Here is a 21,577-nt window from a genome sequence, read left to right as displayed (position 1 = left end):
CCTCCTCTTTTCTAACTATGACATGCTTCACATTCTTCTATCTCTGATTGCGAAGTACTTCTAACATAATAGGTTGTTTTTAATCCTTGCTTCCATGCTTCCATATGCAGATTTAACAAGTCCTTCGCTTTAATATCGTGACGAACGTAGAGATTAAAGCTAATTGATTGGTCTATATGCCGTTGGCGTGCAGCATTTTGGCGAATACTCCAGTTCTGATTCAATTCATGTCTGGTACGGCGATAATAGGTATAGGTATGGTGATCCAAATCTGGTGCCGTTACTTTAAATTTAAAATTCTTCTTTTCTTCGGCATATTCAACTGCATATAAAGGATCGATTCCATCTGTCGAACCGCCAATCTTTGCTGTAGAGGAGTTAGGAGCAATCGCCATCATCCAGCCATTTCTGACTCCAAATTTGGAAACAGCCACTCTTAACTGATTCCATCGTTCACTTGTATAACCTTTTCGCTCAAAATATCTCCCCGTTTGCCATTCTGAATCTACAAACTTACTATAATGTCCCTTCTCTTTTGCTAATTCCATTGAAGAGCGAATCGTATAGTAGGCTATATCTTCATATAATTGATCGGCAATAGAAACAGCCTCATCCGATTCCCAATAAATCCCTTCCAATGCTAAAAGATGATGCCATCCAAACGTTCCCAAGCCAACGGCACGATATTTTTTATTGGTCACTTCCGCCTGACCAACAGAAATGGTATTCAAATCAATGACGTTATCCAGCATTCTGACCTGAATAGGTATAAGCCGTTCTAACACATGCTTTGATTTTGCCAGATTAATAGAGGATAGATTACAAACAACAAATTCCCCAGGTTTACGCACAATCACAATATTTCCGTCTTCGTCTCTGTATTCTTTGACAATGGTGGTTGCCGACATGTTTTGGGCAATCTCCGTACACAAATTACTGCAATAAATGGACGTTCGACCGATTCCTCGTACATGTTTATTAGGATTTTGGCGATTGACTTCATCGCGATAAAACATATATGGCGTACCTGTTTCTAGTTGAGAAATCATGATCCTTGCCATGATATCCATCGCTCGATACGTTTTTCTAGGAAGTAAAGGGTTTCTTACAGCTTCTTCGTATTTTTCGGAGAAAAACTTTTTATCTTCCTCATCATAGAAATCCTCTAAACCAAGTAGTGTCCCGCTATCATCCTTCCACCCCATGATTTGTTTCACTTGATGAGGACAAAAAGTATGCCATTCTCCTACACTTCGACCGTTCTCATCCGCTTCTTCAAGCTTCATCATAAACAAATCAGGAATGGACACTCCAGTAAAAATATCATGGGCCTTACGTCTTTCGTCCCCATTGTTGGTTTTCAAATCTAAAAAGCCATTCATCATATCTTTATGGAAAACATCTAAATATACGGCAATCGCACCTTGTCTCTGACCAAGTTGATCTACGCTAACGGCCGTATCATTGATCAGCCGAATCCACGGCACCACACCGGATGAATTTCCTTTGAATTTTTTGATATCAGAACCTAAGGCTCGTACTTTTCCAAGATAAATGCCAATGCCGCCACCATCTTTACTTAATCGAGCAATATCCCAATTGTTTAAATAAATTCCATCCAATGAATCGTCGACGGTATCAATAAAGCAGGAAGAGAGCTGTCCGAAGCTTTTTCCCGCATTTGAAAGTGTGGGTGTCGCAACAGTCATATACAAGTTGCTTAATGCCCAGTAGGCTTCTTTTATATATTCTAAGCGTTTCGTTTTTGGTTCGTTTTTCATTAAGGTCATAGCAATGATCATAAAACGTTCTTGAGGTAATTCGTAAACATTTCCTGCGTAGTCTCCTGCTAAGTAACGATCGGCTAGTAAAAATAATCCAATGTAATTGAACAAATAGTCCTTATCGGGATCGATTTCTGCCCCCAAGCTGTCTATTTCGTCTTTGGTGTAGTCATTCAATAAATCTTTTGAGTAGATTCCAATATTCGTTAAATATGTAAGTAGTGTATAAAAATCACCGTATCGATCCTCTTGCAGATATCCTCTATTCTTTGCAGCTTTTTGATATAGTTCATTTAAGTAAAGGTTTGCCGCAAGAAAGGTCCAGTTTGGGTCTGCCATGGAGATTTGATTTAAGGCATAAAGGAGTGATTGTTCATAGCGCAAAGATTCCTCTATTTCGGATAAGTTTTGGAAAAGCTGGGTTGTGTCGAGTTTATATTTTTCATTTGCCCTTTGAATGGCTTTTAATACAGTATCCATTTCTGGATGATTTTTAACAGACATGTAAATTACTCCTTTTATGTGACTTAACATTCTTTCGTTTTTATACAGCAAAAAACCCACCTAATCATAGATGGGTTTAATAAAACGTGGATTTATCTAGTAAAACAGCAGCATCACTGTATTAGTCAGAATACCCCTCGTTCTATCTTCCCACCTCCCGAAGAAGATAACACGTTTTAAAAATGGCAGGTCTCCTGACTTATGCTTCATCCTACTCAAATCCCTTCCCATCCTAAGACAGTGGGTCCATTTTTTCGTCAGCATTTACAGTTGCGGGTACAGTTCCGGGTTCTCACCAGATTCCCTATTAAGTCTCTTCAGACACCATTTTTATTGGTTATTATCTATATTTAGTGTTGTTAAATAAAATATAACACTAAATATTGTATATCAACTAATATAGTATACTAAATCTGCTTTGACAAGTATTTTATTTTTTGGCTCGTTAAATTTGACTGTTGATTTCCGCTCCAGGCACTCAGCAAACCCGCGGGCGTGCCGGGGAGCCTCCTCGGCCCCGTACTCCCGCAGGACATTGAAATTCATCCTCGAATCCTGCCCACGCACAAAGAAAATGCGATAGCATTTTCGAGGAGTCGAGCGCCTTCCGCTCCAATCAACAGGGTACAAAAAAACAACAATATCCTTTAACAAAGCCTATTTTTTAACAACTAGTTTTTCTCTTTCCTGCTTTGCAGCCTCGACCATTACCTCTAGTGCTGCTACGGTTTCCTCCAAACCACGGGTTTTCAAGCCGCAGTCAGGATTAATCCAGAATAGCTTTGGATCAAGGACTTGTAGCGCACGCTCTACATTTTTCGTCAGCTCTTCTAACGAGGGAACTCGTGGACTATGAATATCATAAACTCCAAGACCAATTCCTTTATCATAAGTATTCTCTTCAAACGCTGAAAGTAATTCACCATGACTTCTAGATGTTTCAATCGAAATAACATCCGCATCGAGAGCATGAATTGCATCAATAATATCTTCAAAATTGGCATAACACATATGCGTATGAATTTGCGTCTCATTTCTTACAGATGTAGTTGCTAGTTTGAAGGCATAAACTGCTGCGTTCAAATAGTGATCCCAGTTTTCACGTTTTAATGGCAAGCCTTCACGGAGAGCTGGTTCATCGACTTGAATCATGCCGATTCCATTTTCCTCTAGCAATTCAACTTCTTTTCGAAGGGCAAGGGCAATTTGATTTGCGACTACATCGCGTGGAATATCATCTCGGACAAAAGACCAGTTAAGAATCGTAATTGGCCCCGTTAACATTCCTTTTACAGGTTTCGTCGTAAGCGATTGTGCAAAGATTGTTTCCTTGACCGTCATTTGGTCCTGAAAGGAAACATCTCCATAAATTAATGGAGGCTTCACACAACGAGAACCATAGGATTGAACCCAGCCGTATTTTGTAAATTGGAATCCAGCTAATTTTTCACCAAAATATTCCACCATATCCGTCCGCTCAAACTCACCGTGAACAAAGACATCCAGACCAAGCTCTTCTTGAATGTCGATCCATTTTTTTATTTCTGCATTGATATAATCCTCATATTCCGCATCAGATAACTCACCTTTTCGCCATAACTGACGCTGCTTTCGCACCTCAATTGTTTGTGGGAAACTCCCAATCGTTGTTGTAGGTAAAAGAGGTAATTGGAAAGCTGTTTCTTGTAGTGCTTGTCGAATATGAAATGGGACCTCACGTTCAGCCCTTACCGAAGCTAAGTTTTGAATGTCCTTTTGCACTTGTTGATTGTTTCGGAAGGTTGACTCATTCAATAATTGAATCACAATTCTACTAGCATCCACTTCTTCCTGAATAAACTCCTTACCTTGACGAAGACCTTGCGTTAACACAACCACTTCATGTAATTTTTCATCCGCAAAGGCCAGAGCATTTTTTAGAACATCTTCTAGTGCATCTTCATTTTTTACTGTAACAGGAACATGTAATAAGCTGGATGATGGCTGGACAATCAGGCGGTCCCTGGAAACGATCTCCGAAATATCAGTAAGTAATGATAACTTTTCATCAAGATTGGCACGCCAGATGTTTCGTCCATCAAGAACCCCAGCTGCAAGCACCTTATCTTTTGGGAACCCAAACTTTTTCAAAGAAACAAGATTCTCGCCGCGATCATGGACAAAATCCAATCCGATACCTTGAACAGGCAGCGAAACAATCTGCTCGTAATCATCCAAGCTATCAAAATAGGTTTGTAATAAAATATTTACTTTAGGTGCCGCCTCATGCAATCGCTGGTACACATCGGCAAATAGACCAAGCTCTTCTTTGGATAACGAAGTTGCTAAAATGGGTTCATCGATTTGTACCCATTTGACACCCTCTTCCTGGAGTTCACTTAGCATTTGAGCATATAGCGGAACGAATTGTCGAATGACACTATTAGCATTATGATAACCTTTTGATAATTTAACAAATGTTACGGGACCTAGTATAACTGGTTTTCCTTCAATCCCAAGCTTTTGTTTTGCTTCCCTATAAAACTGAAGCGGGCGATTTTCAACAAGAGTCGGAAGTGTTTCACCCAATTCAGGAACGATATAGTGATAGTTGGTGTTAAACCATTTTGTCATTTCTGCTGCAACGGCATTCTTTGTACCTCGTGCAATTTCAAAGTATGTTTCTAGTGATACTTTTCCACCCTTGTAGTCAAATCTTTTTGGTACAAGCCCGAACATTACAGCGGTATCAAGGACATGGTCATATTGGCTAAAGTCGCCGACGGGAATTAGGTCTATTCCTGCATCATTGTGCTTTTGCAAATGCTGCAGCCGGATTTGCTCCATTTGTTTTAAAAAGTCCTCTTTTTCTAGTTTACCTGCCCAAAACTTCTCAAGTACTTTTTTCCACTCACGTTTTTCACCAATTCTTGGATAACCTAAATTTGAACTTAGCATCTTCTAAAACAGCCCCTTTAATTTATTTTGATCCCAACAAAAAAATCTCCCTTTTCTAATTGAAAAGAGAGATTCTACGCATCTAACTAGAGTTGAGATATTCTGGTTTTCTCAACACGCATTCCTCACTCCCCTCTATACACCCGTAGAGTACAAGCGCATACAACAGGCAGGTCTCCTGGCTTAGGTTCATCGCTCCTTATCCCTTCCCATTTCATTTGAAACAGTGGTTACATGATAAGTCGCTCACCATTACAGTGGCGGGACCGCTCCGGAATTTCACCGGTCTTCCCTTTTAAGTTGTGTATATTACACAACACCTGATGCATTTCATATGTAATTTTTACAAACATTTAGAATTTAATAGCCATATTAGCATGTAAACCAAGGGCTGTCAAAATAAAAATGGATAAAACTACAATTTTCGTCCATTTTTATGATTATGATTTAGACAAAAATTAATGGTTTCTTCAATTTTTGGAAATAGTAAAAAGTAGAAATTAATTATCTTGGAGGGACAATTATGGAAGAGAATAAACCAAATTTTCATAAAAAATCAATCAAAAGTTCACATGAAAATGAACCTGCTTTTAATGTGTATCTTGATGAGGTTTTAGTCGCAGAGGTTCGCGGGAATGATCCTACTAAGCTCACGGTTATTCCGATGAGAGAACTCAATGATTACGAAGAAGACAAACTTCATGAATATATAGAATCGATGGTTTCTGATCAAGAATATTAATAGTAAGAAGGACTAACTGATGTTTGTTAGTCCTTAATTGCTATATTATTTTTTCAAACTCGAGTACAACCTGATCGATTTCGTCTTTTGTCGTGTACCTTCCTAAACTAAAACGAATCGCCCCCATTCCAACTTCTTCCGGGACATCCATCTCTCTTAACACCGGCGATAATTCAATGCTGCCTGCATGGCATGCAGACCCTGTAGAGGCAGCTAGATGAGGGATTGCTGACAGTAAATCTTGACCAATTCTTCTTACGAAACTTACATTCAAGGTATTCGGTAACCGCTGTTCAGGATGCCCATTCAATACAACTTGTTCACCAAATACTTCCTTTAATTGACTCCAAAAATAGTTGGTTAAATCCTTCAAATAAGGTTTTCCTTCCTGCTCCTTAGCAAGTAAACAGGCCTGTCCTAATCCTACTGCCAATAAGGTATTTTCGGTGCCAGCACGAAGACCGAACTCATGTCCAGCTCCGTGAATAAGTGGTTCAAGTTCCATTCCCTCTCTAATAAATAGTGCTCCAATCCCTTTTGGTGCATACAATTTATGTCCGGCAATCGTTAGCAGGTCTACCTTTAGTTCATTCACATTTATTGCAACTTTCCCTGCCGATTGTGAGGCATCCGTATGGAATGTAATTCCATGTTTTTCAGCTATTTCGCCAATTTCTTTGATTGGCTGTATAGTCCCTGTTTCATTATTGCTATGCATAATCGAAATCAGGATGGTTTCCTTTGTAATCGCCTTTTCGATTTCTTCAGGAAGAACTCTTCCGTATTGGTCAACACCAAGGTATGTCACCTTAGCACCAATTTGTTCGAGGAACTTACAAGGATTCAAAATGGCTGGATGTTCAATTTTTGTGGTGATAATATGGTTACCTTTATAGCGATTTTTAAAATAATAACCTTTCAACGCCATGTTATTCGCTTCACTGCCGCCACTAGTAAAAATAATTTCTCTTGATGAGCTTCCAATTAAACTGGCCACCTGTTCTCTTGCATTATGTAACAAATCTTTTACCGGTTCCCCCGCCCAATGTAAGGCAGAGGGATTCCCATAAAAATCAGTTAGAAGCGGCTGCATCGCATCTACTACTTCAGGAGCCAAAGGTGTGCTCGCATTATAATCCAGATAAATTTTTTCCAAGCATTATCCTCCTTACCTTATTACTGAAACTTTCGTGCTGCTTTTAATAAATTCTGCGAATATATTATTCATTAGATGGTTTGTACTTGCCATGGATTCAGGGTGCCACTGAACTCCTAAAGTAAAAGTAGTAGGGTGAACATATTCAACCGCTTCAATAATTCCATCAGAGGATTGGGCTACTACTCGTAAATCACTGGCTGTCCTATTTATAGACTGATGATGAAGACTATTAACTCTCACTAAATCAGAACCCATTAATGTATATAATTTACTATCTTTCTGGATGTTTACCCAATGAGTATCACGACTTCTCTCTACGATTTGCGTATGTTGAATCGGCTCACTTACTTGGCTAGGGATATCCTGTATTAAGGTTCCGCCCAAAGCCACATTCAAAATTTGTAACCCTCTGCAAATGGCGAGCAGTGGAATATCGTTTTTGAGCGCATATTTAACAATCGCTATCTCAGCCTTGTCCCGCTCGGGTATGGTTGGTCCTAATTTGGGATGTGGGTCCTGTCCAAAAAAAAGCGGGTCAACGTCTTCCCCACCACTCAAGATAATTCCATCACATAAAGGAAGCGTCTCTAGTGCCATTTCAGCATTAAGATAAGGTAGAATAATTGGGATTCCTCCATTTGCCGCAACAGCTTTATGGTAATCATGGTGTATATAGACACCTTCCATATAGTAATTATGGTTAACATAGGCGCCTGTAATACCAATAATAGGTTTTTTCACTAAAGATTCTCCCCCCTTCTTTCTTATAACCAGCCCTCATCAATTGAGCTATTATCTGCAATGGAATAGGCGGCATTCGTAATCGCTTGTGCTAGGGTTTCACCCGTTTCACAAATATCATCAAAACTAGCTTCGGATGTGCCATTCGTTTTGTAGGTAAACCCTAACCCTTTTAATCTTTCAACAATTAGCATAGCATGATCAAGATTTTCATCTGGTTGAAAATCCGAGACGAGAATGAACCTATCGTTTTTAAAATCATACCATCGGTCCCATCTATTTAACTTCCATTCTAGTATTCTTCGTGCAATAATTTCAATTTTAGTCATAACCTTTGGCTCCTTTGTTTTACGATTTATATTTTACCATTTTCGCAAGAGGCGGTCCTATCAAAATGCCACTCGCTTTCTCAAATTCAAAGATTTTCACAAAATCGTCACAATAGACTATACTTGTATTTACAATTCTTTTTTTTAGGATTCAAACCCTTAAGGATAGGGAAAAATGATTATTGAGGTGAAAGTAATGAAGGTTACCATAACAAAAGACGCCATTCAGGAGCTGAAAACCTTGCTTGGTGATGCACCACTTGTTAGATTGAACCAGATTCGAACGACTGGATGAGGGGCAACATTTATGTATGAACTTGCTCAGGTTGAGCAAGTAGAAAATGAAGAAGTTTTTAAAATTGATGTGATTACCATTCTTATCGACCCATTGGTAATCAATCATCTTGATGGAGATATTGTAATTAACCATAATAAAAATTATGGGTTTATCCTTAAAAACAGTTACGAGATTTTAACCTTTGGCATGAAATTAATTACGAATTCAAAAAATTTATATTGAGTTCTTTCATGATCTCAATAGCAAAAATGCACCAATACCTGGGTGCATTTTTTTAGTTATCTACAAATACCATTTCGCTTATTTTGAATAAGTATCAACCATCTACATATGCATTAAATAACGAAGAATATAGTATGTAGGAGGTCATTTTTTTGAATCATTCCCAGCAGCCGGAAGTAAAACCCAATCTAATTACTAGGACTTTAATACCTGAAAATCAGGAAGCACCTATACATTTTATAAATGGTGATAGGGTGGAAGAGAAGTTATTTTACAGAAGGAATCATTTTACTTATCCTCACTTTACCTCATCCTTTTATTTCCTCCCAGTTAATGGAATGGTCCATACCCCAAAAACATTTTCTTTACAAGAGATATACTCATTACCATCTAAAACGATCAAAGCGGTTTTAGAATGTTCTGGAGATAAGCGCGAGTTTTTTAGACCTAGAGTATTTGGTGAACAATGGGAAAAAGGGGCAATAAGTCAAGGAATTTGGAAAGGTGTTTCTTTAAGGACCTTATTGCAATACACGGGGTTGCTTGACACTGCAAAGGAAATTGTTTTTGAAGGATATGATTATGGAGAAAGACCAGGTTCCAATCAGATCGTAAATTATTCAAGAAGTATACCCATTGAAAAAGCACTAGAACCAGATACCATTATTGCTTATGAATACAACAATCAACCCATTCCCTTCAAGCATGGATTTCCCTTCCGATTAATTGTACCAGGATGGTATGCTATGGCGTCTGTAAAGTGGCTAAAAAAAATGACCGTGATTGACACGGAATTTAAAGGACCTTTTCAAGCCGTTGACTACGTCTACTACCCGAATAAAGAAAATGACAACGGAAAGTATCCTGTCACTACGATCCATGTTAATTCTACCATCCAATATCCATTAAACAGGCAATTATTGGATACTGGTATGTATCAAATTAAAGGAATTGCATGGACTGGAAAAGGGACGATAACAAAAGTAGAAATTAGTTTAGATAGTGGTCAAACCTGGGATCCCTGTCAACTAACTTCTACATTTGAAAAATATTCATGGGTACGTTGGAGTTATCAATGGCAGGCCTTTAAAAAAGGGGAATACACCATTAAAGTTAGAGCAACCGATTCGGAAGGAAGAGTTCAACCTGCAGAACCATTTTGGAACAGAAAGGGTTATGGTTACAATGCCATTGACAGGATACAGGTTAAGGTAGAATAAAAAACGTACTAATTCTAAATGTCTTAATTAGGCAGAGAAATTCTCTGCCTTGATTTAATAATTAGGTTAAAAATAAAATGCCAGGTTATGTACCTGACACTTAGAACTACTCCTGCATTTTTACTTTAATTTTTCTTTGGCGATTCCCGATTTCATCTTCATTTTGCCGTTCATTTTTGATAAAGAAGGAAAGGATTAAACCAATTAGAGACAAAACTGATACCACCATAAAAGCCATATTAGCCCCATACATATCCGGATAACTTATATCTGGATTATTCTTTGCTGATTCAGCTGTTGTGGTCATAACCGTAACTAGTATAGCCGTACCAACGGATGCAGCAATCATTTTCATCGTATTATCCATTGCCGCCCCATGAGGAATGAGATGCTTTGGCAATTGGTTCAAAGCAGCAGTTGCTACAGGCATCATTACCATGGAAAGACCAAACATTCGGATACCATATAAGACAGTAATATAAGTCATCGTTGTCCCAGGTCCTAAATTCGTGTAGGCAAACGAAGAAGCTGAAACGATTGTTAAACCAATCATTACTAACCATCTTGCCCCAATTTTATCAAACACTCTACCTATAATGGGAGCCATCAATCCACTAATTAATGCACCAGGTAACAGTGCGAGACCTGCTTCAAAGGCTGAAAATCCTCGCATATTCTGCATAAATAATGGAATAATCGTTTCGGCCCCAATTAACCCCATAAAGCTTATCATTCCAATCACAATGGCAAATGGAAAAATGGAAAACTTAAACACGCCAAATTCAAGCATTGGGACTTCCATCCGTAATTGCCTCAAAATAAACAAAATCAAGGCTACAATGCCTAATCCAAGCGTAAGAAGCGTAACCGTATATGTCCATCCATAGTTTCCTGCACTTGTAAATCCATATAGGAGTCCACCAAAACCAATCGAAGATAAAATAACCGACAGCACATCCACTTTTGGTTTAGATATTTCGGTAACATTTTTTAAAGCAAAAAAGGCCACAAAAATATCGATGATCGCAATTGGCAAGATAATAAAAAATAATACCCTCCATGAAAAATGTGACGTTACCCAACCTGATAAAGCAGGACCAATTGCTGGTGCGAAGGAAATAACGAGACCTACTAACCCCATTGCAGCCCCGCGTTTATGGACAGGAAAAATCATTAAAAAGACAGTTTGCATAAGGGGAAGCATAATCCCAGCGCCTGTTGATTGAATAACCCTTGCCAATAAAAGAACTTCAAAGTTTGGAGCCATTCCCCCAATAAGTGTCCCTACGGTAAAAATACTCATGGCCGTGATAAAAAGCTGCCTAGTGGTAAATCGTTGTAATAAAAAAGCACTAATCGGAACCATTATTCCGTTCACTAACATAAAAACTGTTGTCAGCCATTGCGCACTATTGGCGGTAACATTCATTTCTCCCATAACAGGAGGAATAGCTGTAATCATCAATGTTTGATTTAAAATGGCAATAAATGTTCCAGCAAGCAAAAGCCCTACAATCGTAGACTGTTTTTCAATTGATTTTGACATCTATCTATCCCCACCCCTACTTAATAAAGTCATACTTATCAAGATTATCAGAAAAGAGATATGAGTTCTAATGTTTTGGCACAATATGTTACAAAAAAATTTTCTAATAAAGTACAGATTACTTGCAAAAATCTTAAATATTCAATATATTTAGAATAATTAATCATCTGTATATTCCCTCCCCATTACTTCAAGAAAACATCCCATTTTTCAATGCAACGGAAAACTTATGAATGGAGTTGATTTTATGTCAGAAGGTGGAACTTTTGACGCAGTTAACACAAATGTTTGTCAAAATTGTGGGAAATTAACGTTACATCATCATGAAAAACATGATGTAAACAAAAAACAAGGTATTATCTTTCCAATCTTAGGCTGGCTCTTCTTTATGATTTCCCTAGTGTTTATTCCTATTTTGTTTGGAGCCGCTGCCTTCTTGATGGGCTTCTTTACGTTCCATGATCGAAGTAAAAGTCATGGATTAATCCTTATGATATTCGCCTCTACAGGACTAATCCTCGGGTCACTGTTTAGCTTTATGGTTTCGGGAACGATGTTTTTATAGTTTTGCAAAAGGTTGATAGATATTCTATCAGCCTTTTTTTATTTTAAGATCTTTTTAGTCATAGGTTTTATTTTCTTACCATATAATTTGTTTACACTTTAGATATAAAGCATTTATTAGTTGATAAAAAGGCATGATATACTGTGATATACATCTATTAAAGAACAGCAACATAGGAGTGTGTATTGGATGAATTATAAGGTTGTCATACTAGATATAGATGGAACAATCGTACCACATGGAAAAACCGTCAGCCATGCCACAAAAAATGCGATACAAATGTTAAAAGATAAAAATCTTGAAGTAGTAATTGCTACGGGAAGAGCTCCATATTTTTCAACGACTGTTATTGAAGAAACAGGAGTAGACTCCATGATCTTCTTTAATGGTTCATATGTTTATCATGAAGGTAAAGAAATTTACCAAAATGCCATTGATAAAAGTATTTTAAAAACGATACATCAGTTATCAGGTGATTATCAGCATCCTCTCACTTTTCTAAGCGGTACTAGCTTTAAAGCAACCGACTTGAGTCATCCCTTTGTAGTAGAAGCCTATAGTCATGACCCTTGGAAGCCTGAACTGGCGCAGCCTCGGTATTGGATGGAACAAGATATTTATCAGTTGTTCCTGCATTGCAATTTAGAAGAGGAGATCCATTATAAGTCAAAGATACCTGAGTTGGATTTTCGAAGATGGAGTTCAGGCGCAAAAACCTGCGATGTAAACTTAACAAAATCCAATAAGGCTGTTGGAATAACAAAATTATTAGAGAGGTTAGGAATTGCTCCTGATGAAGCTGTTGCCTTCGGAGATGGCTTGAATGATATTGAAATGCTTTCATTGGTAGGAATGGGAGTTGCAATGGGGGCAGCATCCGATGAATTAAAACAGGCAGCCAATATGGTAACACTTTCTGCCGAAGAAGATGGGGTTGTCTATGGGTTGAAGCAGCTTGGTTTAATTTAATGCTGTAGTTAAAAAAAGCTTGTAGAAAGAGCCCTCCTTCTCTACAAGCTTTTTTTTATAAAAAATTTTGAATCCTTAGCCACTATTATTGCTCTGCTTCCCATTTTGAAACTTCTTCACGAACCCTAGGTGCGACTTCTTTGCCCAACAATTCAATTGCCCTTATGACATCAGCATGCGGCATGCTTCCAACTGGTACATGCAGCATGAACCTTGTCACACCTACGTTTTTGCGTAGATGAATGATTTTTTGTGCAACTGTTTCAGGATCCCCTACATAAAGTGCCCCTTCAAAGCTCCTTGCCGCATCAAAGCTTGACCGATCATAATAACCCCAGCCTCGTTCACGTCCTAACACATTCATCGCTTGCTGGGTAGAAGGGAAAAATTTATCTGCCGCTTTCTCAGTATCCTCAGCAATAAAACCATGAGAATGCGATGCTACTGTCAATTTAGAAGGATCATGACCAGCTTGTTCTGCAGCTCTCTTATACAGATTCACAAGCGGGGCAAACTGCACCGGGCGGCCGCCAATAATGGCAAGAACAATCGGTAATCCTAACAACCCTGCACGAATAATAGAATCAGGCGTTCCTCCACTTCCAATCCACACCGGCAATGGATTCTGAACTGGTCGCGGGTAAACACCTAAATTATGGATTGCTGGACGATGTTTTCCGCTCCAGGTCACTTTTTCAGACTCTCTTAATTTCAGTAAAAGGTCCAGTTTTTCCTCGAATAGTTCATCATAGTCTTGTAAATTATATCCAAATAATGGGAACGATTCTATAAAAGATCCACGCCCCACCATGATTTCAGCTCTCCCATTTGAAAGACCATCAAGTGTGGCAAAGTCTTCAAATACTCTGACAGGGTCGTCTGAGGAAAGGACAGTCACTGCACTTGTCAGCCTGATCCTTTTGGTCTGCGGCGCTGCTGCCGCAAGGACAAGTGCTGGAGAAGATGCTGCATAGTCTTTACGATGATGCTCCCCAACTCCAAATACATCCAACCCTACCTCATCAGCGAGAATAATTTCTTCGACTACTTCACGCAGCCGTTCGGCATGACTAATCACTTCTCCAGATTGAACATCCGGAGTCGTCTCAACAAATGTACTAATTCCTATTTCCAAGCCTATTCCTCCTATTTCACTATGTATATATACCTAATAGAGACACACCCATTCTATCATAGTTTCTCAATTCTATATCTTATCCTAGCACTCAGAAAAATAAATTTAGCGAGGTTTACACATAATATAGAAAAAAGGTGTGTTTATTATTTGGATTTTCCAACGATTCAGATGAACTTTTGGGATACTGTCTTTGCTATTCCAATTATTATGGTGTTAACACAATTCATAAAGGTTTTTTTTAAAATCCCGAAATGGTTTGTATCAACCATTGCCATAATGTTTGGTTTAGGAATATCGATTTTCATTAGCCATAAACACAGCCTCATTTCCGGTATATTTATGGGCTGGTTTTATGGATATGCAGCAATTGGCACCTATGCCTCCTTGAAAACAAACATTATTGCTTACCGGAATAAAAGAAGTAATAAGTAATAAAAAAGAAAGGAAATCTATCTAGAAACGATGGATTCCCTTTCTGTTTATTACTTGAATTTATTAGGAAACTGCTTAACAATTCCATTTGTTAAAAAATCACCCATGTGGATGAGATGCGTCTCATTTGTATCCGCTGTTTTAATGTCAGCAGTCCAATCCCCTTTTAAGCGATCCTCCACCTTAATAATATTTCCGAGATCTACTTGATTTTCTAATAGCCTTTTTAGTACATCATTTTGATCCTTAAGTCCTGCTAAACTGCTGACGAATATAGCTTCTTGTCCACCAAGCATGTTCAATCCAAAGCTTTTGCATCGGATATTTTAATGCTATAACAGATTGATTAATACAGACTCGCTAGGGTACCGGTCTTCCTTCTGCCTCTACTAAGAATATGTAGTTGAAAAAGCAAGTGGAATAACAAAGAGACAAGCAAGTCATTGTTTTTTCATGGTTGAAGCCCCTTTTCTGCTATATTTATCTGTTATAGTATTGATAATATTTCTTACCTTATACGATAAGCTCCAAGATTTGTAAGATACTTTCACACCCTGTCAGGAATATTCTGATTTAACATTTGCTCGTTATATAAAACCATTCCTGGCATATGAATCTGATTTTCATGGAATATTTTTAATAATTCAAACCGAACCTTCCTTGATACTTCAAAATAATCATCCGGCCAAACAAGCCCTACTAAACAGAGTTCATATCCGACATATTTAATATTAGGATTTAAATCTGTTATCCCAATAAACTGAAATTCCTGTTCAGGTCTGCCATCGTCCAGTTTCAAAAGGCATTGAAAATATTTTTCATTACAAATCTTGCAGACTTGTTCCATCAACTGCTTCATTTTTTCTGGATCCTCCTGATAGCTTACCGTCATTCTTTCAATGACACGCATTTTCCCTTTATTAAAATTTTGAATCGTTCTTACTTCTCCGTGTGGAATGGTCAAAAGTTTACCAGACCATTCACGGACTTGCATGAAACGTATGCCAATTTCCTCGATTGTCCCTGAGTTATTCCCATTAAATGTAATATAATTCCCAACACGAAACTCTCGATCTGACAACCGAACAAGCCCCAGTAATATATCCTTTAATACTTCTTGTGCAGCAAGACCGACAATTACACCAATAATTCCAGCACCTGCTAGCAAGCCTTTAAGATTCATAAATTGCCCGATTAGATAAATAATCACAATTGTCACAGATGTGTATTTTAACCCAGATCGAATAACCCCTTGAATGGTTTGCTCGACTTCATCCTCCAATAAATGAGATTTACGAAAAAACCAGTCAATACTTCGATTAATCACAAAAGAAAGAACCATTAGAATGATAATCAAAAAAATGACTCTTAAGATTAAATATTCCTTTATATATTGTAAAAAGTGTTCCGTGTAAGTTAGAAGATCCATTAATTCACTTCCTTAATAAATGGAATCACTTATTAGCATGACCGATATTTTCCAGAATTATTTTTCAATATTCTTTATTACCCATTCCTCTTAAAAACTCTCTTATGTAATTTAATTGTTATCCCCTGTAATACTATTCCCGCGACTCAATTCATAGAAATAGATATAAAGCCGTTGACTAGATTTCAGAGCGACCACTCTTATCATTAGGCACCCTGTTTTAAAAAAATAAATTTATTTTCCCAGCGCTAGGGGTCTACCAGTCTTATGAATGGCACTTAGCGCTTTTCTGCGTTAAAATAATATTGAAGATGCTTTACTGAAACAAAGGGGAAATTATTTTGAAAAAATATCAAACGTTATTATTCGATGTTGATGATACGTTATTAGATTTTGCTGCTGCTGAAGCATTAGCCTTAGAGCGATTATTTGAGAGCCAAAATTTCTTTCTCACAACGCAAATTGAAGCGAACTATAGAAAAATAAATCAAGGGCTATGGAAATCATTTGAAGAAGGGAAGATCGGTCGGGATGAAGTAGTAAATACCCGTTTTTCCCTTTTATTTAAGGAATACGGGAAAATCGTAGATGGTGTTTTATTAGAAAAAAACTATCGGGGCTATTTAGAAGAAGGACATCAATTAATTAGTGGTGCGCTTGAATTGATCTCGGGATTACGGACTAATTTTGATTTATACATTGTGACAAATGGAGTCTCCAAAACACAGGACAGACGCTTAAGGGATTCTGGTCTCCATCCACTTTTTAAAGAAATTTTTGTATCAGAGGATACAGGTTTTCAAAAACCAATGACGGAATTTTTTGATCATGTCTTTGCGCGTATTCCCAATTTCTCTCCAAAACAAGCTTTAATTATTGGGGACTCCATAAGTTCTGATATTAAAGGCGGTCAACTTGCCGGCATTGATACCTGTTGGTATAACCCTAATGCTAAACCTAACAATACAAGTATTATGCCTACTTATGAAATTCGGTCTCTGAATGAGCTGTACCCAATATTAATGTTAACTCCCAAAGCCTGATAAAAACTCAAATCAAAAACCGTCATGTGTTCTATTACATGACGGTTCTTTATTTATCATCAACCATTGTTTGTAGGATTGTTTTGGTTATCCATTTCCTTATCTGAAATATCTTCTGTTTCATCTGATGTATCTATTTTTTTTGGATTGGTCTTAAATATATCTTTTGAAACAGTATTAAGCTTTTTGACAAAGCGATTAAATCCAAATCCGACAAAAAAAGCTATACTGATCGGTGCATAAGGAGTATCTTGATAATCCGTAAATTGAATTAGTAATATTCCACTTTGGATAATCGTGACAGCTACTACTGCTGTGCCGGTTGCAAATATAGGATAAAAAATATACATGATCCATTTTCGATAATCTTGTAATTCATCTTCCATATAGTGTGTACAAAACATATAAAGATGTCTAAGGGATCCACCAATGGCTCCAGCAAAAAAATAATACAAAAAGATCTTAATATCAGAAATAAATGGCAGGGATTTTTCTAGTGCACCGGTCCCCAACATGCCTACTGCAATAAAGCTGCCAAAAAATAAAAGGGAAAGGTATGTCAAAATGACAGCTTTTAACCATTTCTTCATTCTTGACACCTCCACTTCTATCCTATGTTTCTTAAAATGGAGGTGTCACTGTTTTTTAGCAAGTAAATTATCATTGAAAAAATGAAAACTTTTAATTAAATAAAATAATTTTATTATGTAAACTATATTTTCTCTTCTTGTTCAAAAAAGCGAAAAGCTATGCAAATAAATTATTGGTTTCTCCTAAAAAAAAAGCAGTGTATGATTATTTCACACTGCGTTTCAAAAAATTACTCCTATCCTTTTATGACTATGATGACTTTTGGACTTTGTAATTCTTATGATTAACAATTGTTGTCAATGGCTCATCTTTCTCTTTCGAATACCCGTATTGGACGATAACCGAATTTTCCCTCACTCCAGAAACGGTCCCTTCGTAATTTTTTCCATCACGCTTAAATGTAATCATATCACCGATTTTAGCAGTTGCCATTTTTTTCACCTCTCTCTTATCTTTGCCAAAACAACTTGTTATCATTCGATTTATGGTACTACCCCACATAAATTTATAAATCTTAACTAAAAATAAGAGGAAAAAATAAGAACTTTAACTCTGGAGAAAGCATATGAAAAAACCAAGGATCTTTGAAATATGTTTTTAAAAATACCCAATTTTCGTAGGTATATTGATAAAAGCAGATCTTTCATGCCAAAAATTACAGCAGAATCTGTGAGTCTTGGGATTTTACTAGCTTTAGTTGGTGGATTTTTAGATGCTTATACTTACGTGAGCCGTGATGGGGTATTTGCCACATCTCAAACAGGCAATCTTGTTCTGTTAGGAGTGGAAGTGGCGCATGGCCAATGGGAACAAGGTTTACAACATATTCCCCCTATATTGGCTTTTGTTTTAGGGGTAGCTGTAGCAGAAGGATTAAAGCACCCGCATATTACAAGGACTTTTCCATACCCTGCACGCACTGTCCTTTTGTTAGAGAGCATTGTATTGGTTATTGTCGGAACATGGCCTCCTCAGGTACCAAATACGATTGTGACGATAACGATAGCATTTGTTGCATCTGTTCAAATTTCTTCGTTTCGTACCCTAGTGAAATGGCCATACAATTCGGCAATGGTAACGGGTAATTTACGTACGGCGGCTCAAGCGGCCTATACTGCATTAGTGTTACGTGACCGAAAAGGGTTAATACAATTTATTGATTTTTCACTTATTATCATCTCTTTTTTGCTTGGCGCTTTATTTGGTACACTTTCCACTTTACAATGGGGGGCAAAAGCCATTTGGCTTGCTTCGGGTATTCAAATATGTGCAATGCTTGTCTTAAATTCCAACCCGAAAACATTGCTTAAGAGATCTTAAGATACAAAAGCGTGGTTTCACCTTGAGAATGAAACCACGCCCCATATGAATTAAATTTTCTTTTTTACATCTTCACGAATGGATTCAATTATTTCATCTGATACATTTGCCGGCAAGGATGTCCCATCCTTAAATACCCAACAATTGATGATTTCTAAATCAGCTTTTTTAAACGTAATGCTATAGTTAAGATTTTGATGGATAAACTCTGTGGTTACATATTCCTCGACAGCAAAATCATCATCAATAATCATATTAGTGATTTCATAAGGTTTCACGTTAATGTCTCCTTTTTTTCGGCTACACTATAGCGTTAACATTAATAACCGTTTTATACTAAAGGTTATTCCAGCCCTGCTTCTTCATTAGCTAGTTTTGTCAATGCAGCCCAATCTTGTTTTGCTCGGCCTTTTGCCACAGATGCCAGCAGGCGATTATGTACTAAATTGGCAAGTGGCATAGGCGTATTAGTGCTATTCGCTTCATCAAGAACAAGATTGCAGTCCTTCAGTCCTAACTCTAACTGAAACCCAGCTGGCTCAAACTTTTTCTTAGCAATCATTGAACCATAGCCATTATATACGGTGCAATTAAATAAAGTGGTTGAATATACTTCAGCAACAGCTTCACGATCGATTCCATTCTTTTCAGCCAAATTAAAAGCTTCAGCCATGGCCTCCATCGCTGCCATAATCATAAAATTACCGCCTAATTTGACAACATTGGCATTTCCAGGTTCTTCTCCTAGATCAAAAATACGCTGACCCATAGCCTCCTGTATGGATTTAACTTTTTCCTTTGCCTGACTGTTTCCGGATGATATGATCCATAATTTTTGAGCTGCTGCAGCCTCAGGGCGACCAAAAACGGGTGAGGCAATGTAAAAACTACCCTTCTCTGAATGAAACTGTGCTAATTTCCTTGAAGTTTCAGGTGCCACTGTACTCATGGATAAGTGAATGCCATTTTCCCCTAATTTAGCACCAAGTCCGTCGGGGCCATATACAAGATCCTCTAGTGCTTGATCATTGGATACCATTGTAATGACAATACCATCAGTGGTCACAACATCACAAGGGCGTTCCACCAATTCAGCACCTGCTGAAACGACTTCTGCTGCTTTAATTGCTGTTCGGTTGTATACTTTCACTTTCAAGCCTGCTTTTAGTAAATTCTTCACCATGGGCTGACCCATATTTCCAAGACCGATAAAACCGACTTCATTCATAAAATTATTTCCTCCTCCGTCTTTAGTCCGCTAAACGTCCTAATCAGCTAAGAATTTAGATAAGTACTAGGTTTAATTGTCTCTACCGCTATAAATAACCCTTTATAATAATCATTTAATTCATTTATTTTAAGTGGGTAATTCTTTATTAAAGAAAGAGTATCTCTGTTCAAGCAACAACCGTCACAAATTTTTTTCCACGCAGGTGTTAACCATTCTTGTAGTGCGGAAAGAAATTGGTTATCCATTTTTACATGTTCAAAAAATAGGATTTTTCCATCTGGCTTACAAACACGGACCATCTCATTTAAAGCTTGTTGAGGATTTGGTATCGTGCAAAGTACTAGAGTTGCTACAACTGTATCAAAAGTATTGTCTGCAAAAGGCAGTTTCTCAGCACTTGCTTGTATCATTTCAATTTCTATTGTGGACTTTTTCAACCTCTGTTGAGCTCTTTCGATCATGTATGAACTTGGTTCGATGGCAACTACCTTTTCAACCGAATTATATAAATTAAAATTTATACCCGTACCAGAACCAACCTCTAATACATAACCTTTAGCCTTTGATAGAAGTTCTATACGTATCTTTTTAAACCTCTTTTTTTCTAAAGGCTTCATAAAGTAATCATACCCTTTAGGAAACAACCTACCCAAACTTTTCATCCCCATAAATAGTTTTATTAATTTAAAGTAACATTATTATTGATAAAGGAAAAGAAGAAGGCTATGAATTAGTTTTTCGTTATTTTCATCTAAATAAAAAATAAAAGCAGTAGTCCCACTAATGGAATCCTGCTGCTCCCAGTCCTTTGGTGGTGCTAGAAAGTTCCATGGCTTGTAATAAGCATCCCTAGGCGGTGTTTTTCGTCAATTGGTGAATACTTCAAAATATTTTATGGAATCAACGTTTTCCACTCCTTATAGTTGAAAAAGTAACTTAAGGAGTCTGTACTTCTTTCGTGACTGTTTCATCTTTTTGTGCAGGTCCGCAGCAAAGAATAATATATCAGACGCATGGGTCAGCGTAGGTACATTGATTAGTATTATTGGTAATCAGTTCGGCTTGCCTGAATCCCTTAAAACGCCCTCATAGTCAGCTTACTTATCAGTAAAACAGGTTGGGAGATATTTTAGGATTCATCCCAACGATTTGACTGATGGATTTGACAAAAAAATAATAGAATCATATAAAGTAACCGTTAAGATTGTTTTTTGTTAAGATGTAAAAGATATTAAATTACGAAGTTACGAGAATAAAGTAGTTGTCACATATTGTTTTAATAATAAAATCAAATTTTCTGATAAGCAATATATTTTATTTAGTAATTTGATAAATGTTTTTTTGAGTTTATTTTAGCTGACCGGATAATTAACAATA

The 21,577-nt window shown here is 37.4% G+C and carries 22 protein-coding genes and 2 riboswitches; of the genes, 8 read left to right on the top strand and 14 right to left on the bottom strand.

Translation table 11 applies throughout. The features are described 5' to 3' along the window. Positions 1–11: 11 nt before the first annotated feature. On the bottom strand, positions 12–2,288 hold the full coding sequence (locus JOC76_RS02300; protein ID WP_205175783.1) for a ribonucleoside-diphosphate reductase subunit alpha: 2,277 nt from the start codon (positions 2,286–2,288) through the stop codon (positions 12–14). 167 nt (positions 2,289–2,455) lie between these two features. Further along, a riboswitch (cobalamin riboswitch) is annotated at positions 2,456–2,632 on the bottom strand. Between the two features lie 313 nt (positions 2,633–2,945). Further along, complete coding sequence (metE, locus tag JOC76_RS02295) at positions 2,946–5,225, bottom strand: 5-methyltetrahydropteroyltriglutamate--homocysteine S-methyltransferase (RefSeq protein ID WP_205175782.1); 2,280 nt, start codon at positions 5,223–5,225, stop codon at positions 2,946–2,948. A 151-nt stretch (positions 5,226–5,376) separates the two neighbouring features. Continuing rightward, positions 5,377–5,564: riboswitch (cobalamin riboswitch) on the bottom strand. A 184-nt stretch (positions 5,565–5,748) separates the two neighbouring features. Between metE and JOC76_RS02290 the strand changes: the two genes are divergently transcribed. Next, positions 5,749–5,967 (top strand): hypothetical protein, encoded by a 219-nt coding sequence (locus JOC76_RS02290; protein WP_205175781.1) that lies wholly within the window; start codon positions 5,749–5,751, stop codon positions 5,965–5,967. 40 nt (positions 5,968–6,007) lie between these two features. Here the strand turns inward: JOC76_RS02290 and JOC76_RS02285 are convergent, their stop codons facing one another. The 3 genes from JOC76_RS02285 to JOC76_RS02275 are packed head-to-tail and all read right to left on the bottom strand — an operon-like array spanning position 6,008 to position 8,196. Further along, a complete protein-coding gene (locus JOC76_RS02285; protein ID WP_205175780.1) occupies positions 6,008–7,123 on the bottom strand; it encodes a cysteine desulfurase family protein in 1,116 nt (371 codons plus the stop codon). Positions 7,124–7,135: 12 nt separating this feature from the next. After that, a complete protein-coding gene (locus JOC76_RS02280; RefSeq protein ID WP_205175779.1) occupies positions 7,136–7,867 on the bottom strand; it encodes a gamma-glutamyl-gamma-aminobutyrate hydrolase family protein in 732 nt (243 codons plus the stop codon). A gap of 23 nt (positions 7,868–7,890) precedes the next feature. Next, on the bottom strand, positions 7,891–8,196 hold the full coding sequence (locus tag JOC76_RS02275; protein WP_205175778.1) for a BC1872 family protein: 306 nt from the start codon (positions 8,194–8,196) through the stop codon (positions 7,891–7,893). 307 nt (positions 8,197–8,503) lie between these two features. Here JOC76_RS02275 and JOC76_RS02270 point away from each other — a divergent pair, with 307 nt between their 5' ends. Together JOC76_RS02270 and JOC76_RS02265 are read left to right on the top strand one after the other, a co-directional pair. Further along, on the top strand, positions 8,504–8,716 hold the full coding sequence (locus JOC76_RS02270; RefSeq protein WP_205175777.1) for a hypothetical protein: 213 nt from the start codon (positions 8,504–8,506) through the stop codon (positions 8,714–8,716). A 152-nt stretch (positions 8,717–8,868) separates the two neighbouring features. Continuing rightward, complete coding sequence (locus tag JOC76_RS02265) at positions 8,869–9,936, top strand: sulfite oxidase (protein WP_205175775.1); 1,068 nt, start codon at positions 8,869–8,871, stop codon at positions 9,934–9,936. A 106-nt stretch (positions 9,937–10,042) separates the two neighbouring features. Here the strand turns inward: JOC76_RS02265 and JOC76_RS02260 are convergent, their stop codons facing one another. Then, positions 10,043–11,482: an MDR family MFS transporter gene (locus JOC76_RS02260; RefSeq protein WP_205175774.1), complete on the bottom strand. Its 1,440-nt coding sequence runs from the start codon at positions 11,480–11,482 to the stop codon at positions 10,043–10,045. Positions 11,483–11,711: 229 nt separating this feature from the next. On the opposite strand from JOC76_RS02260, the gene JOC76_RS02255 reads away from it, so the two are divergent. Continuing rightward, a complete protein-coding gene (locus tag JOC76_RS02255; protein ID WP_205175773.1) occupies positions 11,712–12,047 on the top strand; it encodes a hypothetical protein in 336 nt (111 codons plus the stop codon). A 189-nt stretch (positions 12,048–12,236) separates the two neighbouring features. Further along, positions 12,237–13,016, top strand: coding sequence for a Cof-type HAD-IIB family hydrolase (locus tag JOC76_RS02250; RefSeq protein WP_205175772.1), 780 nt, complete (start codon positions 12,237–12,239; stop codon positions 13,014–13,016). An 85-nt stretch (positions 13,017–13,101) separates the two neighbouring features. On the opposite strand, the gene JOC76_RS02245 is transcribed toward JOC76_RS02250, so the two are convergent. Next, on the bottom strand, positions 13,102–14,151 hold the full coding sequence (locus tag JOC76_RS02245; RefSeq protein ID WP_205175771.1) for an LLM class flavin-dependent oxidoreductase: 1,050 nt from the start codon (positions 14,149–14,151) through the stop codon (positions 13,102–13,104). A 150-nt stretch (positions 14,152–14,301) separates the two neighbouring features. On the opposite strand from JOC76_RS02245, the gene JOC76_RS02240 reads away from it, so the two are divergent. Then, on the top strand, positions 14,302–14,586 hold the full coding sequence (locus JOC76_RS02240; RefSeq protein ID WP_205175770.1) for a hypothetical protein: 285 nt from the start codon (positions 14,302–14,304) through the stop codon (positions 14,584–14,586). 50 nt (positions 14,587–14,636) lie between these two features. Here JOC76_RS02240 and JOC76_RS02235 read toward each other — a convergent pair whose 3' ends face one another. Together JOC76_RS02235 and JOC76_RS02230 are read right to left on the bottom strand one after the other, a co-directional pair. Continuing rightward, complete coding sequence (locus tag JOC76_RS02235; protein WP_239557502.1) at positions 14,637–14,882, bottom strand: hypothetical protein; 246 nt, start codon at positions 14,880–14,882, stop codon at positions 14,637–14,639. A gap of 251 nt (positions 14,883–15,133) precedes the next feature. Then, the gene (locus JOC76_RS02230; protein WP_205175769.1) at positions 15,134–16,015 is read right to left on the bottom strand and encodes a mechanosensitive ion channel family protein; all 882 of its coding nucleotides are present in this window, start codon (positions 16,013–16,015) and stop codon (positions 15,134–15,136) included. A gap of 341 nt (positions 16,016–16,356) precedes the next feature. Between JOC76_RS02230 and JOC76_RS02225 the strand changes: the two genes are divergently transcribed. Continuing rightward, entirely contained in the window at positions 16,357–17,058 is a 702-nt protein-coding gene (locus JOC76_RS02225) for a YjjG family noncanonical pyrimidine nucleotidase (RefSeq protein WP_205175768.1), read from the top strand. Positions 17,059–17,117: 59 nt separating this feature from the next. Here JOC76_RS02225 and JOC76_RS02220 read toward each other — a convergent pair whose 3' ends face one another. After that, positions 17,118–17,648, bottom strand: a complete 531-nt coding sequence (locus JOC76_RS02220; protein ID WP_205175766.1) for a hypothetical protein — start codon at positions 17,646–17,648, stop codon at positions 17,118–17,120. A 250-nt stretch (positions 17,649–17,898) separates the two neighbouring features. Then, entirely contained in the window at positions 17,899–18,081 is a 183-nt protein-coding gene (locus JOC76_RS02215) for a DUF2187 family protein (protein ID WP_205175764.1), read from the bottom strand. 213 nt (positions 18,082–18,294) lie between these two features. Here JOC76_RS02215 and JOC76_RS02210 point away from each other — a divergent pair, with 213 nt between their 5' ends. Then, positions 18,295–18,969, top strand: coding sequence for a YoaK family protein (locus JOC76_RS02210; protein ID WP_239557501.1), 675 nt, complete (start codon positions 18,295–18,297; stop codon positions 18,967–18,969). Positions 18,970–19,019: 50 nt separating this feature from the next. Here the strand turns inward: JOC76_RS02210 and JOC76_RS02205 are convergent, their stop codons facing one another. The 3 genes from JOC76_RS02205 to JOC76_RS02195 form a co-directional block, all read right to left on the bottom strand. After that, positions 19,020–19,247, bottom strand: coding sequence for a hypothetical protein (locus JOC76_RS02205; RefSeq protein ID WP_205175762.1), 228 nt, complete (start codon positions 19,245–19,247; stop codon positions 19,020–19,022). A gap of 65 nt (positions 19,248–19,312) precedes the next feature. After that, on the bottom strand, positions 19,313–20,197 hold the full coding sequence (locus JOC76_RS02200) for an NAD(P)-dependent oxidoreductase (RefSeq protein ID WP_205175761.1): 885 nt from the start codon (positions 20,195–20,197) through the stop codon (positions 19,313–19,315). Between the two features lie 47 nt (positions 20,198–20,244). Then, positions 20,245–20,817: a class I SAM-dependent methyltransferase gene (locus JOC76_RS02195; RefSeq protein ID WP_307784677.1), complete on the bottom strand. Its 573-nt coding sequence runs from the start codon at positions 20,815–20,817 to the stop codon at positions 20,245–20,247. Between the last annotated feature and the right edge of the window lie 760 nt (positions 20,818–21,577).

This window comes from Neobacillus cucumis, from assembly GCF_016908975.1.
In the GTDB taxonomy this organism is placed as follows: domain Bacteria; phylum Bacillota; class Bacilli; order Bacillales; family Cytobacillaceae; genus Neobacillus; species Neobacillus cucumis.
The sequence above is the reverse complement of the archived record's forward strand: the minus strand, read 5'-3'. Positions and strand labels throughout refer to the sequence as shown.

What these genes read in the sequence shown, in the direction of transcription:
- JOC76_RS02270 (WP_205175777.1), top strand. Translation starts at nt 8,504, where the DNA reads ATGTATGAACTTGCTCAGGTTGAGCAAGTAGAAAATGAAGAAGTTTTT.
- metE (WP_205175782.1), bottom strand. Translation starts at nt 5,225, where the DNA reads ATGCTAAGTTCAAATTTAGGTTATCCAAGAATTGGTGAAAAACGTGAG.
- JOC76_RS02215 (WP_205175764.1), bottom strand. Translation starts at nt 18,081, where the DNA reads ATGGCAACTGCTAAAATCGGTGATATGATTACATTTAAGCGTGATGGA.
- JOC76_RS02195 (WP_307784677.1), bottom strand. Translation starts at nt 20,817, where the DNA reads ATGAAGCCTTTAGAAAAAAAGAGGTTTAAAAAGATACGTATAGAACTT.
- JOC76_RS02200 (WP_205175761.1), bottom strand. Translation starts at nt 20,197, where the DNA reads ATGAATGAAGTCGGTTTTATCGGTCTTGGAAATATGGGTCAGCCCATG.
- JOC76_RS02250 (WP_205175772.1), top strand. Translation starts at nt 12,237, where the DNA reads ATGAATTATAAGGTTGTCATACTAGATATAGATGGAACAATCGTACCA.
- JOC76_RS02220 (WP_205175766.1), bottom strand. Translation starts at nt 17,648, where the DNA reads ATGAAGAAATGGTTAAAAGCTGTCATTTTGACATACCTTTCCCTTTTA.
- JOC76_RS02255 (WP_205175773.1), top strand. Translation starts at nt 11,712, where the DNA reads ATGAATGGAGTTGATTTTATGTCAGAAGGTGGAACTTTTGACGCAGTT.
- JOC76_RS02235 (WP_239557502.1), bottom strand. Translation starts at nt 14,882, where the DNA reads ATGCTTGGTGGACAAGAAGCTATATTCGTCAGCAGTTTAGCAGGACTT.
- JOC76_RS02300 (WP_205175783.1), bottom strand. Translation starts at nt 2,288, where the DNA reads ATGTCTGTTAAAAATCATCCAGAAATGGATACTGTATTAAAAGCCATT.
- JOC76_RS02230 (WP_205175769.1), bottom strand. Translation starts at nt 16,015, where the DNA reads ATGGATCTTCTAACTTACACGGAACACTTTTTACAATATATAAAGGAA.
- JOC76_RS02260 (WP_205175774.1), bottom strand. Translation starts at nt 11,482, where the DNA reads ATGTCAAAATCAATTGAAAAACAGTCTACGATTGTAGGGCTTTTGCTT.
- JOC76_RS02275 (WP_205175778.1), bottom strand. Translation starts at nt 8,196, where the DNA reads ATGACTAAAATTGAAATTATTGCACGAAGAATACTAGAATGGAAGTTA.
- JOC76_RS02210 (WP_239557501.1), top strand. Translation starts at nt 18,295, where the DNA reads ATGCCAAAAATTACAGCAGAATCTGTGAGTCTTGGGATTTTACTAGCT.
- JOC76_RS02290 (WP_205175781.1), top strand. Translation starts at nt 5,749, where the DNA reads ATGGAAGAGAATAAACCAAATTTTCATAAAAAATCAATCAAAAGTTCA.